The sequence below is a fragment of the Lentzea pudingi genome, from assembly GCF_014646255.1.
Taxonomy (GTDB): Bacteria; Actinomycetota; Actinomycetes; order Mycobacteriales; family Pseudonocardiaceae; genus Lentzea; species Lentzea pudingi.
In genome coordinates, this window is sequence record NZ_BMNC01000003.1 from 447,402 (window position 1) to 463,819 (window position 16,418).

The 16,418-nt window shown below is 72.0% G+C and carries 12 protein-coding genes; 6 read left to right on the forward strand and 6 right to left on the reverse strand.

The window, feature by feature from the left end; translation table 11 throughout:
* Position 1: 1 nt before the first annotated feature.
* Entirely contained in the window at positions 2-355 is a 354-nt protein-coding gene (locus IEY88_RS13080) for a hypothetical protein (RefSeq protein ID WP_189154958.1), read from the forward strand.
* Positions 356-376: 21 nt separating this feature from the next.
* Here IEY88_RS13080 and chvE read toward each other — a convergent pair whose 3' ends face one another.
* The 3 genes from chvE to IEY88_RS13095 all read right to left on the reverse strand — a co-directional run bounded on the left by chvE (position 377) and on the right by IEY88_RS13095 (position 6,950).
* Complete coding sequence (gene chvE / locus IEY88_RS13085) at positions 377-1,471, reverse strand: multiple monosaccharide ABC transporter substrate-binding protein (protein ID WP_189154959.1); 1,095 nt, start codon at positions 1,469-1,471, stop codon at positions 377-379.
* Between the two features lie 197 nt (positions 1,472-1,668).
* A complete protein-coding gene (locus IEY88_RS13090) occupies positions 1,669-4,647 on the reverse strand; it encodes an RHS repeat domain-containing protein (RefSeq protein WP_189154960.1) in 2,979 nt (992 codons plus the stop codon).
* Positions 4,648-4,730: 83 nt separating this feature from the next.
* Positions 4,731-6,950 (reverse strand): ATP-binding protein, encoded by a 2,220-nt coding sequence (locus IEY88_RS13095; protein WP_189154961.1) that lies wholly within the window; start codon positions 6,948-6,950, stop codon positions 4,731-4,733.
* A 163-nt stretch (positions 6,951-7,113) separates the two neighbouring features.
* Between IEY88_RS13095 and IEY88_RS13100 the strand changes: the two genes are divergently transcribed.
* Positions 7,114-8,394 carry an MFS transporter gene (locus IEY88_RS13100; RefSeq protein WP_189154962.1) on the forward strand — a complete coding sequence of 427 codons (1,281 nt, stop codon included), beginning with the start codon at positions 7,114-7,116 and terminating at the stop codon, positions 8,392-8,394.
* Between the two features lie 105 nt (positions 8,395-8,499).
* Positions 8,500-10,293, forward strand: coding sequence for an ABC transporter ATP-binding protein (locus tag IEY88_RS13105; protein ID WP_229693332.1), 1,794 nt, complete (start codon positions 8,500-8,502; stop codon positions 10,291-10,293).
* 103 nt (positions 10,294-10,396) lie between these two features.
* On the opposite strand, the gene IEY88_RS13110 is transcribed toward IEY88_RS13105, so the two are convergent.
* On the reverse strand, positions 10,397-10,624 hold the full coding sequence (locus IEY88_RS13110; RefSeq protein WP_229693333.1) for a DUF2188 domain-containing protein: 228 nt from the start codon (positions 10,622-10,624) through the stop codon (positions 10,397-10,399).
* A gap of 170 nt (positions 10,625-10,794) precedes the next feature.
* Between IEY88_RS13110 and IEY88_RS13115 the strand changes: the two genes are divergently transcribed.
* From IEY88_RS13115 to IEY88_RS13125, 3 genes are read left to right on the forward strand one after another with little or no spacing between them, the layout of a single operon-like run.
* On the forward strand, positions 10,795-11,340 hold the full coding sequence (locus IEY88_RS13115; RefSeq protein WP_189154963.1) for a hypothetical protein: 546 nt from the start codon (positions 10,795-10,797) through the stop codon (positions 11,338-11,340).
* 4 nt (positions 11,341-11,344) lie between these two features.
* Positions 11,345-12,613 (forward strand): ATP-grasp domain-containing protein, encoded by a 1,269-nt coding sequence (locus IEY88_RS13120; RefSeq protein ID WP_189154964.1) that lies wholly within the window; start codon positions 11,345-11,347, stop codon positions 12,611-12,613.
* Complete coding sequence (locus IEY88_RS13125; protein WP_189154965.1) at positions 12,606-14,030, forward strand: pyridoxal phosphate-dependent decarboxylase family protein; 1,425 nt, start codon at positions 12,606-12,608, stop codon at positions 14,028-14,030. The genes IEY88_RS13120 and IEY88_RS13125 overlap by 8 nt, the downstream gene beginning before the upstream one ends.
* A 33-nt stretch (positions 14,031-14,063) precedes the next feature.
* Here the strand turns inward: IEY88_RS13125 and IEY88_RS13130 are convergent, their stop codons facing one another.
* Both IEY88_RS13130 and IEY88_RS13135 read right to left on the reverse strand, forming a co-directional pair.
* Positions 14,064-14,621: a DUF2231 domain-containing protein gene (locus IEY88_RS13130; RefSeq protein ID WP_189154966.1), complete on the reverse strand. Its 558-nt coding sequence runs from the start codon at positions 14,619-14,621 to the stop codon at positions 14,064-14,066.
* Positions 14,622-14,708: 87 nt separating this feature from the next.
* Positions 14,709-16,325, reverse strand: coding sequence for a RecQ family ATP-dependent DNA helicase (locus IEY88_RS13135; protein WP_189154967.1), 1,617 nt, complete (start codon positions 16,323-16,325; stop codon positions 14,709-14,711).
* Positions 16,326-16,418 lie beyond the last annotated feature (93 nt).

Here is a 16,418-nt window from a genome sequence, read left to right on the forward strand (position 1 = left end):
CATGGCAGTGGTGAGTGTGCAGGGCCAGGACCTGGTCGTGGAGATGGAGGGCCTGGACAAGCTGTGGGCCTTGAAGAGCAGGTTGACCATTCCTCTGGCGAACGTGCGCGGAGCCACCGTGGATCCGGGGATCCTGGGAGAGCCGAAGGGGGTCCGGGCGCCGGGCACGCACCTGCCGAAGGTGATCACCGCGGGCACGTTCCACCACGAGGGCGAGAAGGTCTTCTGGGCGGTACGGGACGCGCAGAAGGCCGTCGTCGTGGAGCTGGCCGACGAGACCTACACCCGGCTGGTGGTCGAGGTGGACGACCCGCGCGCCGTGGTGGCCATGGTCGAGAAGGCGACGAGGCGGTGATCGTCCAGTGGTGACGAACGCTCAGCGGAGCTGGTCGTCGGTGTAGTACCCGGACTCGACGAGGACCTTGTGGTAGTTGGACTTGTCGACGCCGACGGGGTTCAGCAGGAAGGCCGGGACGATCTTGACGCCGTTCTCGTAGTCGTTGAGGTTGTTGAGCTGCGGCGGTGTCCGGCCCTTCAGCACGGCCTCGGCCATCGACGCCGTGGCCCTCGCCAGTTCGCGGGTGTCCTTGTAGATCGTCGAGTACTGCTCGCCCGCGATGATGGACCTCACGGAGTCGAGTTCGGCGTCCTGACCCGTCACGATCGGGAAGGCGGGCCCGTAGCCGTTGTTCTTCAGCGCGGTGAGGATTCCGAGGGAAATGCCGTCGTAGGGCGAAAGCACGCCGTTCACCTTGTTGCGGCGGTACGCCGTCGTGAGGATCTCCTCCATGCGCTTGCGGGCGGTCTCGCCGTCCCACCGCAGGGTCGTCACGGCCTGGAACTCCGTCTGACCGCTGCGCACCACCAGCTTCTTCTGCTCGATGTAGGGCTTGAGCACGGACATGGCGCCGTTGAAGAAGAACACCGAGTTGTTGTCGTCCGCCGATCCCGCGAACAGCTCGACGTTGAACGGACCGGGCGCGGGACCCGGACCGCCGTCGGCGTTGCGCAGCTCCAGTCCGGTCAGCAGTGACTCGGCCTGGTAGACGCCCACCCGGAAGTTCTCGAACGTCGCGTAGTAGTCGACGTTCGGGCTGCCGCGCAGGAGCCGGTCGTAGGCGATCACCGGGATCCCGGCCTCCGCGGCCATCGCCAGCGGCTGGGTGAGGGCGGAGCCGTCCACCGAGGCGATGATCAGGAGCTTCGCGCCGGCGGCGATCTGGGCCAGGACCTGCTTGACCTGGTTCGGCACGTCGTTCTCGGCGTACCGCAGGTCGACCCGGTGCCCGCGAGACTCGAGGTCGCGCTTGATGTTCTCGCCGTCGCTGGTCCAGCGCTGCGACTTCGTCGTCGGCATGGTGACGCCCACGAGCGCGCTCTCGAGCGGCTTGCCCTGCTGCCCCGCGGCGGGCGCACCGCACGCGGTCGCCAGCAGCACGATCACAGGCAGCACGAACTTCGACGATCGCATCCCGGCTCCTCGCGCGGACCAACATCATTGACGGTCGCCGCGGTGACGAGGCAGGCCGAAGGCACACTCAGCGTGTGACCTGCGCCACAAGCGGATGTGCACGTTAACAACTGGCGGTGGAGGGATCAAGCGGGAGTCGTGCGGGGCATCGAGAACACGAATGGCCCGGGAGGACAGGGCCCTCGTTCGACGGCTGGTCAGGAGGTTCTGCGGCCCCACGAGTCGTAGCTCGCGGTCACCGTGCCCACGACCGAACCGTCCGGCCCGCGTGCCGTCACCTTCGTCAGCTCGCCGGTGTTCGCGTCGTACTCGTACTCCTTCGTCGAAACCGCCGAACCGGCCACTGCGGTCTCGGTCCACGCGACCCGGCCGTCCGGGAGGCGGATCGTGGTCTCCGCACGGGTCACCGAGCCAGAGGTCTCCACGACGGTCGTGGGCTCGAGCCGGTAGTCGTACGCCGTCGTCGTGGTCGTCGGCAGTGCCGGGCCCACAGCCGGGTAGGTCTTGCACACCAGGCCCGCCCACTGCGGTTTCGCGCCGCACTCGGGGTGTGCGGCGCTGGCGGCGACCGTGTAGCGAACCGTCCTCTTGGTACCGGCGACGACGTCACCCGGCGACGGCGCGCCGTTCAGGTCCACGCCGGTGCTCACGGACACGGGAGTGCCCAGAGCCCAGCCGTCCCCGTCACCGGCGACGACCGGGGCGTAGGACTTGACCGTGCGGGTGTTGACCGTGTGGCCCCGGTCGTCGGTGTACGGCAGGGCGGCGTGCTCCCAGTCGCCGGCCGCGATGCCCGAGGGGGTCGTGGCGGTCACCGGGTGGTCAGGACCGAAGACGGCGAACCCCTTCTGCGGCGCCGAAACCTGGTTCCACCTCGCGACGGACCCGCCGGACGGGTCGGGCAGTCCTGGACCGGTGACCGGCACGTCGTAGACGAACGACGCCAGTGTCGCCGTGCCGCCCTCGGGCCGGTCGCGCCGCACGGACGCGAGCTTGACCTGAGGTGCCGTGACGTAGCCGAACTGGAACGGCGCCTTTCCGGCCGGCTTCACCGACGTGAGCCGGTTCGCCGAGTCGTAGCCGTAGGTGGTGCCGAGGTTGTTGCGCTGATCGGTCGCGGTCGCGAGCCGGCCCGCGCTGTCGTAGGTGTAGGCCATGACCTTGATCGAGTCCATGCCCGCCCCACCGGGCTTGTCCGGGCGGTAGATGTCGAGCCACGCCGCGACGAGCCGCCCGGTGGCGGAACCCGTTGTGCCGTAGTCGAAGCGCACTGAACGGCAGCCCACCGCGTTGGTGTACCGGCCCTGCCCGTCGACACAGGTGACGCCGGGCGCGGAGGGAGCGACGATCCTCGTCACCCGCCCGTTCGCCGGGTCGTAGCTGTAGGTCGTCCTGCTCGCGCTGCCCGCCTCGGAGATGGAGCCGGGCCGGAACTTTCCCGCCGTGGCAAAGGTCGGCGCCGACGACGTGGTGAACGTCGTGATAGTGCCTTCGTCGTCGGTGTGGGCGATGGTCGTCGCCGCGCCGGTGCCCGCCACGGTCAGCTTGCCCGCGTCGAGCGACGTCTCCTCGTCGGCCGCCACCCAGGTGCCCGCGCCGAGGTTCGCGCCCGTGCGCCGGATGCCGGTGGGGGAGGAGTAGACCAGCGCGGAGCCCTCGCCGTCGATCAACGCGATCGTTCCGTCGAGCCGGGTGTTGTCGACGACCCGCATACCCGCGACACCCGCCTCCGCGCCGTCGAACCGCGCGGTCCAGCCGGGGCCGAACACGCCGTTGACGGCATCGGTGGCGCCGGCGAACGTGGAGTGAGAACGGGACACCGTCAGGTCACCCGCATAGCCGGGCGCGGAGATGTCCGTGGCTTCCGTGTGGAACTCGCCCGTCCACAGCGCCACCTGCCCCGGTCCCGCCTCGGCGGTCGGGAACCCGTCGCCGAACGCGTGCGGCACCCGCAGCACCGTGGTCCTGGACTGCGACCACGTGCACCGGGTCGACGCCGAGTACGTCAGGCACACCTGGACGTCCATCAACGCCGGAACGCGCGCGTCCAGCGGGGTCGCCTGGATGCCCGCGGTGTTCGGATCGGCGTCGAGCAGGCCGTCCCGGGTCTCGGCGGCCGCGTCCCAGGTGCCCGACACCGTCACGCCCGCGGCGCCGTTGTCCGTCACCGTCAGCGGCGCGCTGGCCGCCGTGTTCCAGCCGGTGGTCTCGCTGGTGCCGCCATAACCGGCCAAACGCCAGCGCACCGTCGCGGTCGGCGGCGCGGAGCCGCCGTGGGGCGGACCGGAGGCGGAGATCCGCACGGCGCCCGTCGTGGTCGTGTGCGGGGACGCGGCGGGACTGGTCAGCGTGCTGCCGCCGTACCCGAACCCGTGGTCCGCCGCTGCCGACAGCGTGCCCGCCGGCGTCTCGGCCTGAGCCCGGATCGTGTGCAGGCCCTGCGAGTTCGGCACAGTGATGGTCGCCTTGGCGACGTTCGGGTCGGCGGAGGGCACGATTTTGAGCTGACCAGGGGCGCCGCCGGTGAAGTTCGTCGCCTGCGGCCGCCCGTCCACGGTGACCCTGACGTAGCCGGGGGCGCTGAACCCGTTGCCCGGTGCGGTGATCGTGCACGTGACGTTCTCCGACGGCGGGGTGTCGTGCCACGAACCGTTGGCGTACGGGCAGGTGATGGTCGGCGCGGCCGGAGTCGCGGCCCCGACGCGGAACAGCGACCACGCGGACCAGGCCGAGTGCAGGACGCCGTCGCTGGTCCTCGCCCTGACGACGATCGCGGTGTCGTCCGGCAGGTCCGCGGTGGGCCGGCACCCCGCCTGCGTGCCCGGTGCGGAGGCCGCGCTCGTGCAGGTCGCCTTCAGCGTCGCGGCGGTACCGGCGGTGGAGGTGTGGAACTCGAAGTGGTGGCGGACGGTGCCGCCGCCGGAGCCGGTGCCCTTCGCGGACACCCGGTTGCGCCGGTTCGCCGTGTGGAGGTGGGTCGAGCCACCGGGCGCGGCGTACGCGGCGGCGTCGACGATCGTCGGGGCGGACAGGACGCCGGGTCTGGTGTCGGCCCGCAGGTCCTGAGGTGCCGCCGGCGCGGGCCGAGGGAACACCACCTCGACCGATGTCGTCGACAGCGCTAGGAGTGCGGCGAGGACGATTCCTTTGCGCAGCGCGGATGGGCGTGCGGTCACAAGGCCCCCCTTGTTGATCGGACAGCACCCGCAACTCTGGCGACGCGCGTCCGATCAGCCCAGCGACAAGCTCTACAGATCGCCTACACAGTTGGCTCCGGTACTTCAGCAAGCAGTGCGGCGACGCGCAGTTTCCCCTTGTGGTCACCGATCCTGGCCATCAACGCCGCTGCCTGTGCCAGTGCTTCGCGCGCGGCCTCCGGCTGCCCCGCGCGCAGCAGGGTCTCGCCCAGGTCGGTCAACGTGTTCGCCTCGCCCGGCGCGTCCGCGATCCGCCGCCACTGCGCGGCACTGCGGGTCAGCGTCCCGACCGCTTCCTCGAGGTGTCCTTCCGCGCGCTGGGCGAGGCCCAGCACCACGAGTGCGTAGGCCAGGCCGTGGGCGTCGTCCAGCGGTTCCAGCACCGCGAGCGCCTCGGCGAGGTGCCGGCGCCGGGCCTCGTGGTCGCCCGCCTGCCCGTGCAACTCGGCCAGGTTCACGAGGGTGAGGCCGTGCGTCCAGCCGCGGTCGCCCAGGTCCTCGTGCCGGGCGAGGGCGCGTTCGCCGAACTCGATGGCCTCCTCGACGGCACCGCCGAGCCTGAACACGTAGCAGGCGTTGTTCAACGCCCTGGCCGTCGCGTGGTCGTCGCCCTGCTCCTCGAACAACGCGACGCCCGCACGGATGTGCTGCTGCGCCGCGTGGTGGTCGCCGGCGCCGCGTTGGGCGAGCTCGGCCCGGGCCACCGCCAGGTCGCTGTGCAGGTAGGCGCGCACCAGGTCGCTGACGGGGTGGCTGAGCGCCTTCTCGCACACCAGCTGCCAGTCCCGCCAGAGCCCGCGGGTCCGGTAGAACTCGAACAGCCCCACGGCCAGCAGGGGGACCGGGCCGCTCTCCGCCTGGGCCACCGCCGCGACGACGTGCGCGCGTTCGGCTTCGAGCCACGTCCACGGGTCGGGCAGGTCGGGTGCGTCGTCGACGTCCGCCGCCAACTTCAGCCGTGGTGAGCCGCGGTTGGCCAGCGCGAGCCCACGCCACGCCACCGCGTTGTAGAGCTGCAGCACCCGGACCAGTGCGGCCTCCCGCCCCGGCCCGGCCATGCCCGCCCCGTACACCCGCAGGAGGTCGTGCAACCGGTACCGGCCCGGCGACGGCGCTTCCAGCAGACAGGCCGCGGTCAGCCGTTCCAGCACCCGCTCCGCCTCGGCCTCGCCCATGTCCAGCAACCGAGCCGCCACCAGGACCGGCAGGTCCGGCAGGTCCGGCCACGCCAGCACCGGGTACGCCGCCGAGGCCGCCCGATCGACCGGATCGTCGCTGCCCGCCAGCCCGTCGATGGAGTGCGCGAAGCACACCCGCACGCCGTCCAGTTCGTCCAGCCGCCGCCCGGCATCGGCCAGCCGCGCCGCCAGCGCCCCCGCGGACCACCCCGGCCGTGCCGCGAGCCGCGCCCCCGCCAGCCGCACCGCGAGCGGCAGCCACCCGCACCGCCGCACGACCTCGGCCGCCGCACCGGGTTCCGCCACGACCCGCTCCGCACCTGCGGTGAGCGCCAGCAACGTGATCGCGTCCTCCTCCGGGAGCACGTCCAGCCGCACCTGCCGGGCCTGCGCCACGAGCACCGACTGACGGCTCGTCACGATCGCCGCGGTGCCCGCCGTCCCCGGCAGCAGCGGAGCGACCTGCTCCTCGCCGGCCGCGTTGTCGAGCACAAGCAGCATCCGCCGCCCCGCCAGCTCGGTCCGCAACCGCGCCGCCGCCTCGTCCACGGTCGCCGGCAACGCCGTGCCCGCCAGCCCGAGCGCCCTCAGGAACACCCCGAGCGCCTCCAGCGGTGCCACGGGTGCCCGATCGCTGTGCCCGCGCAGGTCGAGGTACAGCTGCCCGTCCGGGAAGTCGCCGGCCACCAGGTGCCCGACGTGCACGGCCAGCGACGTCTTCCCGACCCCGCCCATTCCGGTGACGGCCACCACCGAGGCGGTCCCCGGTGACCGCAGAGCCTCCGCCACGACGGACGTCTGACCCGAGCGGCCGGTGAAGTGCGCGACGTCGGCGGGCAGCTGGCGGGGAACCACCACGTCCGTGCACACCCGCGGCTTGCCCTTGCGGGACGCGGCCTGGACGAACGCCTGCCGCTGCGCGCCCGACAGGCCGAACACCCCCGCCAGCCGGTCCACCGTGACCGCCTGCGGGTACCGGCGGTCGCCGCGTTCCAGCGCGCCCACCGCCTGCTCGCTGAGCTGCGCCTTCTCCGCCAGCGCCTGCTGGGTCAGGCCCAGCGCGATCCGGTACCCGCGCAACTGCTCGGCGAACGTTCCACCCATGTCAGCACTTCCCCCTGGGGCGTCGCGGTCCACCGATGATCGCATCACCACCTCGGTGGGAGTCGGCGAATCGCACCGGTTCTGGCCGAAGGTCCCACCACGGGAGGCACGGTGGCACCATGAGTCCTGGAATCGGCGGCGCGACGGCCCGGGGGAGGTGCGCGTGACGACAGGTTCACGCCGCGTCGCGGGCGTGACCTCCGGAGAACCTGCCGTCCGCCTGTCGGCTCCGCTGCGGGAACGACGCTTCGCGCTGTACCTCGCGGGCCAGCTGCTCTCCCAGATCGGCGACGGCATCTACCTCGTCACGCTGCCGTTCGTGATGCTGAACCAGGGCGGCGGCCCGGCGAACCTCGGCGTGGTGCTGGCCTGCTACGGCACGGCCAGGCTGGCCTTCCTCCCGGTCGGCGGAGCGCTCGCCGACCGCCTGGGCGCCCGGCGGGTGATGCTTGCCGCGGACGCGCTCCGTGCTCTCGTCGTGCTCGGTTTCGTCGTGCTCGTCCTCAACGGGCACATCCCGCTGTGGGCCATGATCACGGTCGCGGTCCCGTTCGGCGTCCTCGGCGGGATCTTCATGCCGGCCTCGTTCGCAGTGCTACCGCAGATCGTGCGTCCCGAGTCGCTCGCCGCGGGCAACTCCCTGATCCAGATCGTGCAGAGCACGTCGAGGATCACCGGGCCCGCGCTGGGTGGGATGCTCGTCGGGTCGTTCAGGAGCGGTGTGGGGCTGCTGATCGACGCGATCACCTTCCTGGTGTCCAGCCTGACCCTGTTGGCGATCCGGCCGTCCGGGCCCGCGGTCGAGACGGAGACGCGGCACGCCGACGACAGTGGTGCGGACAGCGACCGGCTGCGGACCTGGCGGTCGGTGCTGCGGTACGCCGCCGGCTCTCCGCTGATCAGGATGACCCTGCTGACCACGCTCGTGTTCAACCTCGCCGCGGTCGGCCTGATCGAGGTCGCACTGCCGGTCTTCGCCCAGGACTCGCTGGGCCGGGGAGCCCCCGGTTTCGGGGTCGTGATGGCCGGCCTCGGTGCCGGCTCGGTCGCCGGCGCACTGCTGGGCCCGGCACTGCTCCGCCTGCGCCGTCGTGGGCTGATCGCGCTCTGCCTGGGCGTCGCTGAAGGACTCGCGCTGGCCAGTGTCCCGGCAGGCTCCTCGCTGGTGATGGCGACCGCGGCGATGTTCACCGCCGCGTCCCTGCAAGCCATGGTGAACGTCTTCTACATGACGATGCTCCAGCGGACAGTGCCTGCGCGAGCGCTGGGCAGGGTCATGAGCCTGCTGGCCACCTGCGCCGGCCTCGCCTACCCCGCGTCCGCACTGCTCGCCGGGACCGTGCTGGGCACGGGCGACCCGGAGGTCGTGATCATCGTTGCCGGACTGGGCGTGTCCGCGGCTTTCGCCGTGGGATTTCTCAGCAGGCGGTACCGGAACCTCTGATCCGGGACCGCGCCGGCCGGGCCCACGCGGCAATATTCGATCGCCGCCACCCGACTCCCTGCGGGAGCATGAGGAAGCCGAGCTCGGGGGAGGGGGCGTACAACCGTGCCGGAACCAGAAAAGCCCGTCCGCAAGAACGCGGTGACGCTCGCCCTGCGCCTGTACGGAAAAGAGTTGCGGCGCCACGGATTCCTCTCCGCGGGCGCACTCGTGTCGCCCGCGCTGGGCGTCACGTGCCAGCTCTACCTCGCGCCGTTGGCGATCGGCGGACTCGTCGGGAAACTCGCGGGTGGTGGCGGCACGAACCTCAGCACCGTCCTGCCGTACGTGCTGGCCTTCGGCGGCTTCATGCTGCTCTCGGAACTGTTGTGGCGCATCGGTCTGCATTGCCTCAACCGCGTGGACGGCCGCGGGATCGAGAGCCTGTCCGCACTCGCGATGGACGAGCTGCTGGCCAAGGACGCGGCGTTCTTCCACGACAACTTCGCCGGGTCGCTGACCAAACGGGTGCTGAGCTTCGCGTTCCGCTTCGAGGACTTCGTGGACACGCTGGCGTTCAAGATCTTCGCCAACCTCATCCCGCTGGGGTTCGCCTGCGTCGTGCTGTGGAGCTACAACCCGGTGCTCGTCGCGGTGCTGGTCGGCCTGATCCTGGTCACGGGATTCGTGGTGGCGCCGCTCATCCGCCGCCGCCAGCGGCTGGTCGACGAGCGCGAGGCCGCCATCGCCCAGGTGTCCGGCCACGTCTCGGACACGCTCACGAACATGGAGACGGTGCGGGCGTTCGCCGCCGAGCCGCGGGAGGGCGCGGAACACCGGACCCGTGCCGCCAGGCAGCGAACGCTGGCACTGCGGTCGTGGGACTACAGCAACCTGCGCATCGACACCGTGATCGCGCCGCTGTCCGTGCTCGCCAACGTGCTCGGCCTCGTGGTCGCGATCGGGGTCAGCGACGGGCTCGGTGTGGAGGCGATCGTGGTGACGTTCGCCTACTTCGGGAACGCGACGCGGATCATGTTCGAGTTCAACCAGATCTACCGGCAGGTGGAGAGTTCGCTCACCGAGGCGGCCCAGTTCACCGAACTGCTGCTCGACCCGCCGACCGTGCTCGACCTGCCGGACCCGGAACCGTTGCGCGTGAAGGACTCCCGGGTCCGGTTCGAGAACGTCGTGTTCACGCACGGCGGGAGCGAGCCGCTGTTCGACGGGCTCGACCTGGACATCCCCGCGGGCACGCGGATAGGGCTCGTCGGCCGCTCCGGCGGTGGCAAGACCACGCTCACCCGGCTGCTCCTGCGGCTGATGGACGTCGACCGGGGCCGCATCCTCGTCGGCGGCCAGGACATCGCCCGCCTGAGCCAGGCCGACCTGCGCGGCCTGATCGGGTACGTGCCGCAGGACCCCGCCATGTTCCACCGGACGCTGCGCGAGAACATCGCGTTCGCACGGCCGGGCGCGACCGACGCCGAGATCCACCGCGCCGCACGTGCCGCGCACGTGACGGAGTTCGTGGACGCGCTGCCCGACGGGTTCGACACGATGGTCGGCGAACGCGGCATCAAGCTGTCCGGCGGACAGCGGCAGCGGGTCGCGCTGGCCCGCGCCATCCTGCGGGACGCGCCGATCCTGCTGCTGGACGAGGCGACCAGCGCGCTGGACTCGGAGAGCGAGGTGCTGGTCCAGGAGGCGCTGTGGCGGCTCATGGAGGGCCGCACCGCGATCGTCGTGGCACACCGGCTGAGCACGGTCGTGCAGATGGACCGGCTGATCGTGCTCGACCGCGGCCGGATCGTCGAACAGGGCACCCACGCGGAACTGCTCGACGCCGACGGGATGTACGCGAAGCTGTGGCACCACCAGTCCGGCGGCTTCCTCGACGAGACCGTCGGCACTCGCTGACCTGTGCTCGCGGACCGGGAAGGGAGTGCTTCCGGCGGCGCGACCGGGCGGGTACGTCCACTTCGGACTGTTCACCCCGCCGGCCGCTGCCGCGGTGGGGCTATCAGCCGGGGGTGTTGCGCGGGTCGCGGCTTCGCGGGTACGTGTTGCGCTCGCCGATGGTGCCGTCGAGGTTGCGGATGATGTGCTCGACGCCGCGGTCGATGGCCATCTCGCGCCCCCTGGCGGTCGCCTCTTCCTTGGTGTCGTGGGTGCTCGAGGCCTGCGCGCCGCCCTCGACCTTGTTCTTCCAGGTCCCGTTCTCGTGGTAGGTCTCGACGTCACCCTGCATCAGTGCCTCCTTGGTTGGTCGGATCGGTGGGGGGATGCCCAGAAGACGGTTCTCCGACACACCGGACATCCGGTGCGCGCGTTGGCCGCAAGACCACCCGTTCCAGTGATCACGCTCGGCGACCGCTGATCAATAGGATCCGTTGACCGTTGTGGCGTTACGAGATCTGGATGCGTGAACAAGTGGCACTTCTCGCCAAGTCCTCCCGAGCCATCAGCGTTGTCGTGGCCGCGCTCGTACCCGCTGCCGTTCCCGCCGCGACCGCGCTCGCGGACCCGGTGGCCGCCGTGGTGTGCACGACGTCGTCGGACTGGTCGTACTCACCCGGCGTCGTGCTCGTGCCGAGGCCGCTGCGCACCACGGTGCGGGACGACTACACGTCCTGCGCCGGCGTGGGCCAGGCCGTCACCGCGAGCGGGAGCAGCGAGTTCACCGTCGACCGCGACGCCGGCTGCCTCGAACCGCTGGCCGCGGTCCCGGAGAGCCGCGTCATCACCTGGGCGGACGGGACGACCAGCACGTTCTCCTACACCGTGACCGTCACGTCCGCGCCCGGCGCCGACGTGATCACCAAGATCGGCACGATCACGGACGGCGTGTTCGCCGGGCGGTCAGCTCAGGCCGTGCAGGCCGCGCCCGCGGTCGACCTGGTGCGGTGCCTGACGGACGACGGGATCACCAGGCAGTCGGCGCTCGGCACGTTCACCGTTCTCTGACCACGTGGTGCTGACCATCAGCGGTGTGCCCCTCGGTGACGGTGTGAAGCTCTTGCGGCAGAACGCGCCTGAGCTGACGTGGCACGACAGGTCGCCGTTCCTCGGCGCGGTGGCCGCCGCGGTGATCCCATGGCTGCGCATCGCCCATCGCGACCACCGCCGCGAGACGGATCTTGAGTTGCCCGAGGAACCCGTTGCGCCGCAAGGGTTCGCGGTGAGCTTCGCCCCCGAGGACGGGAACGGTGCCCACGCCTGGGCGGCAGCAGAAGGCCTGCGGTTGCTCGCCGCCGATCCGGCCGCCGTGGCCCGCGCGGCCGACAAGATCACGTCGCTGGCCCTGTTCGCCCAGGCCGGTGCGAGGACGCCCCGCACGTGGGTCGTCGACGGCGAACTTCCCGCTGCCGCAACGGTTCCGCTCGTGGTGCAACGCCGGGCGAACAACCTCACCGGCAAGGGCACGCGCCTGGTCACCACGCCGCGGCAGCTCGACGACGTGCTGTGCGAGTGGAGCGGGGAGACGCTGCGGGTCTCGGCTCACGTCGACGGGATCGCGGTGACGGTGAGCGGGTGCGTGACGCGGAGCGGCACCGTGGTGTCCGCGCTGTCGCACCAATTGGTGGGAATCCCCGCTCTCACGCCGTACTGGGGCGCGCACTGCGGCAACCAGCTGATCGCCGACGACGTCCTCCCGCCCGGTGCCGCGCACCGCTGCCGCGAGGTGTGCGCGCGAGTGGGTGACCGGCTGAACGAACTGGGGTTCCTCGGCGCGTTCGGCCTCGACCTGCTCGTCACACCCGAGGCGGAGGTGCTGGCGATCGAGATCAACCCCAGGTTCCAGACGGTGGTGTCGCTGGTGCAGGCCCAGGAACGCGCCGCGGGGCTGCTTCCCACGCTCGGCACGCACGCCCTCGCCACCCTGGTGCCGTCGCTGCCGGTCGAGGCGGTGCGGACGCCGCACCTGGAGCTGAGCCAGCTGGTCGTCACCGCGGACCGGACCGGGGTGCTGGGCAGGGGAGTCGAGACGGGTGTGCACCGGCTGGAGGCAGGCCGGCTCCGGCACACGGGCCAGGGCGATCTCGTCGCGCTGCGTCCCGGCGAGGCGCTGTTGTGGGCGCACGCCCGTCCCGGAGACGCCGTCCGCCCCGGCGAGGAACTGGCGTTGCTGCAGCTTCCCGCGCCGGCTGCCTCCGTGGCACCCGCACCCGAGCTCACCGCCGAGGCGCGGGAATGGGTCCGTGCCGTGCGCCGCGCGGTGGTGGTCGGCGATGTCTGACGGGGCCGGATGGCTCGAGCTGCCACCGGAACGCATGCGCGAGCTCGGGCACCGGGTGGTGGACCTCGTCGTCGACCACCTCACCGGCCTGCGCGCCCAGCCGGTCAGGACGGGCGCGGCGCCGGACGACCTGCGGCACGTGCTGGACGAACCGCCGCCGGAGCAGCCGGCCGATCCGGGCCTGCTCGTCGAGTTCTTGACCAACGAGGTCCTGCCGCGCTCGCTGCGGCTGGGCCATCCCGGTTGCCTCGCGTTCATCCCCAGTGCCAGCAACTTCCTGGGAGTGCTGGGCGACCTGCTCGCCTCCGGTTTCAACACCTCGCCCGGAGCGTGGCCGGTGGGCGCGGGACCCGCCGCCGTCGAACTGGTGACCGCGCGCTGGCTCGCTGACCTGCTCGGGCTGCCGGAGGGCGCGGGCGGCGTGTTCACGCCGGGTGGCACGCTGGCCAACCTGACGGCGATCGCCGCCGCGCGCGACGACCGCCTCGGCGAGGACGCGTCCGGTGGTGTCCTCTACTGCTCGGACCAGACCCATCCCGCCGTGCTGCGGGCGTGCCGCGTTCTCGGGCTGGGGCGGGACCAGGTGCGGGTGCTGCCCGTCCTGGACGCCGCGCGGGTGCTGGCGGCGGTCCACGCCGACCGTGCCGCGGGACTGCGGCCGTTCCTGGTGCTGGCGAACGCGGGAACGACCTCGGCCGGCGCGATCGACCCGTTGCCCGAACTCGCCGCGCTGAGCCGTGCGGAGGGGTTGTGGCTGCACGTCGACGGCGCCCACGGTGCCGCCGCGGCCCTGACCGAACGCGGCCGGACCGCCCTGCGCGGCCTGGGCGAGGCCGACTCGGTGGTGATCGACCCCCACAAGTGGCTGTTCCAGCCCTACGAGATCGGGTGCGTGCTGGTGCGCGACCCCGAGGTGCTGCGCAGGGCCTTCACGATCGACCGGTTCCGCGCCGGGGCGGACTACCTCACCGCCTCCCGGCCCGCCGCCGCCGAGACGAACCTCTCCGACCACGGCGTCCAGTTCACGACCGCGGCCCGCGCCCTGAAACTGTGGTTGTCGCTCAAGGGTTTCGGCGTGGCGGCCTTCCGCGCGGCCATCGACCACGGCCTGGACCAGGCCGAGCACGTCGCCGCCCGCGTCGCCGCCAGCCACGAGCTCGACCTGGTGGCGGGACCGAGCCTCGGCATCGTCTGCCTGCGCTACCGCCACGGCCCGGACGAGGTCCAGACGGCGATCTGCCGCACCATCAACGACAGCGGCGGCACGTTCATCGCGACGACCACTGTGGACGGTGTGCTTGCGTTGCGGCTGTGCACGATCAACCCGCGCACCACCCGGGCCGACCTCGACGGCGTGCTCACCGCGATCGTGGCCGCCGGCCGGACCGCGAACTCGACGAGGCTGACGCCGCGCTGAGCTCCGCGACCGACAACCTGCGAGGCTGACGGCTCACGCCTCCAGCAGGTGCACGTTGCCGTCCTCGGCTGGGCGCTGCCACCGGAACACACCGGCACCCTGGGCGTAGGAGAGGTGTCCGCCGAGCGCGCCGCCGACGCCCATCGCCGACAACCCCAGCAGGCTCAGCAGCTTCCCCGTGGTGTGGGCGTCGCGCCGCCGTGCGGCGTAGGAGGCGGCGAAGCACGCCAGCGCGGACGTGTTGGCGATCGCGTGCACCACGCCCACGCGCTGCTGCCTCCGGTTCAGCCGGTCGTAGTCCGCGAGTCCCAGCAGGACGGTGGGCGGTGCCGCCGCGAGCCCGATGCCGGTGAGCCGCCGCGCCGCGTCCTCGTTGCCCGCCCGGACGTCCAGCACCGACGCGCACACCCAGGCCCCGATCGGCACGGTGACCATCAGGGGGTGCAGCGGGTGGCCGAGCCACGATCCGCGCAGCACCTCGCGCACCCGCGACCGCGACACCAGCCGCCGCGCGACGGCGGCCACCGCGACCGCCGGCCGGTCGGCGGCCCGGAGGTTCTCCACAGCCCGCAACGCCTCATGAAGGTTCATGGTCGCGGATACCCGCCGGCACACCGCCCACTCCCGCTGCCGTGAACACAGGTGTCCGCGCGCAGCCGACGTTCGCACCGCCGGTCATCACACCGGCGTGAGCACTCCGCTCTCCCGCAGGGCGATCAGCGAGAGCGTCTTGTAGCCGACGTCGTCGAACAGCACCATCACCCGGTCGGCCTCGTGGTGCACGACCGTGCCGCGGCCCCACTGCTCGTGGCGCACCGGGGAGTTCGGCGGGTATTCGCTGGTCCCCGAGTCGACGTCGGACACGCCCTCGTCGCAGTTGTCGCAGTGGCCGCAGGGCTGGTCGAGCTCCTGACCGAAGTAGCCGATCAGGAACCGCCGGCGGCAGTCGCGCGTGTCGGCGTACCCGTGCATGACCTCCAGCCGCGAGCGGTCCCGGTTCTCCTGCCGCTCCGCCTCCCCGGCCACCGCCGCGACGGCCTTCGCCGGTGGGGGAGCGCCCTCCTCGTACCGCACGTGGTCGTGACCGGTGCGCACGACCTCCACGCTCTCCAGCAGGTTCACCACGGCGGTGACCTTCCGGCGGGAGTGGCCGAGCCGCCGCGCCAGCTCCGTGATCGCGATGCCGGCCCGCCGGCGGCGCACGGCGGTGGCGACCTCGCGCACGCACTCGCGGTCGAGCGTCCTCACGGTCAGGAACCGCTGCAGGCCCTGGTCTTCCGGCCGGTGGAAGAGCACCACGTCCGCAGGCTCGCCGTCGCGGCCCGCACGGCCGATCTCCTGGTAGTACGCGTCCAGGGAACCGGGCGTCGCGGCGTGCGCGACGAACCGCACGTCCGGCTTGTCGATGCCCATGCCGAACGCGGAGGTGGCCGCGACCACGCGCACGTCGCCCCGCATGAAGCCGTCCTGCACCCGCCTGCGGTCAGCGGCCTTCATGCCGGCGTGGAAGGCCTCGGCGGCGACGCCTCGCGCGGCCAGGTCTTCGGCGTACCGCTCGGCGTCCTTGCGGGTGGGCACGTACAGCAGGCCGGGCCCGGTGCGGTCCGCCACCCAGTCGGTGACCGTCCGCCGGCGTTGGTCGTCGTCGGTGCAGAACCGCACGGCGAGGTGCAGGTTGGGCCGGTCGAACCCGGCGACGATCACCGCCGCGTCGCGCAGGCCGAGGTGCTCGACGACGTCGGCGCGGACCGGGCCGCTCGCCGTGGCGGTGAGCGCGAGCACGGGCGGGTGGCCCAGCCGCTCGATCACGTGCCGCAGCCGCAGGTAGTCGGGCCGGAAGTCGTGTCCCCAGGCCGACACGCAGTGGGCCTCGTCGACGACGAACAACGACGGCCTCGCGCCCTTCAGCCGCTGGAGCGTGCCGGCGTCGGCGAGTTGTTCGGGGGACAGGAAGAGGTACTTCGTCCTGCCCTCGGTGAACCCCTGCCAGGCCTGCTCGGTGGCCTCCGCGGGCTGACCGGAGTTGACCGCCGCCGCCGGTGGCGCGCCGGCCGCCCGCAGCGAGGCGACCTGGTCCCGCTGCAGGGCGATCAGCGGCGACACGACCACGGCCGGGCCGTCGAGCAGGATCGCCGGGACCTGGTAGATGGCCGACTTCCCGGCGCCGGTCGGCATCACGACCAGCGCGTCCCCGCCGTCGAGGAGGTGCCGCATGGCGCGCTTCTGCTCGGGGCGCAGCGCGGTCCAGCCGAAGACCTCTTCCGCCGTTCTGAGGAGCTGCTCGTCAGCGGACATGGCGCAGGCACATTCGGGTTGTCTCCGCTCGGTTCGTCATCCGGTGCGGAGGAATTAGCCCGGCAGCGTCCGGTCAAACATCGGGCAACGTCA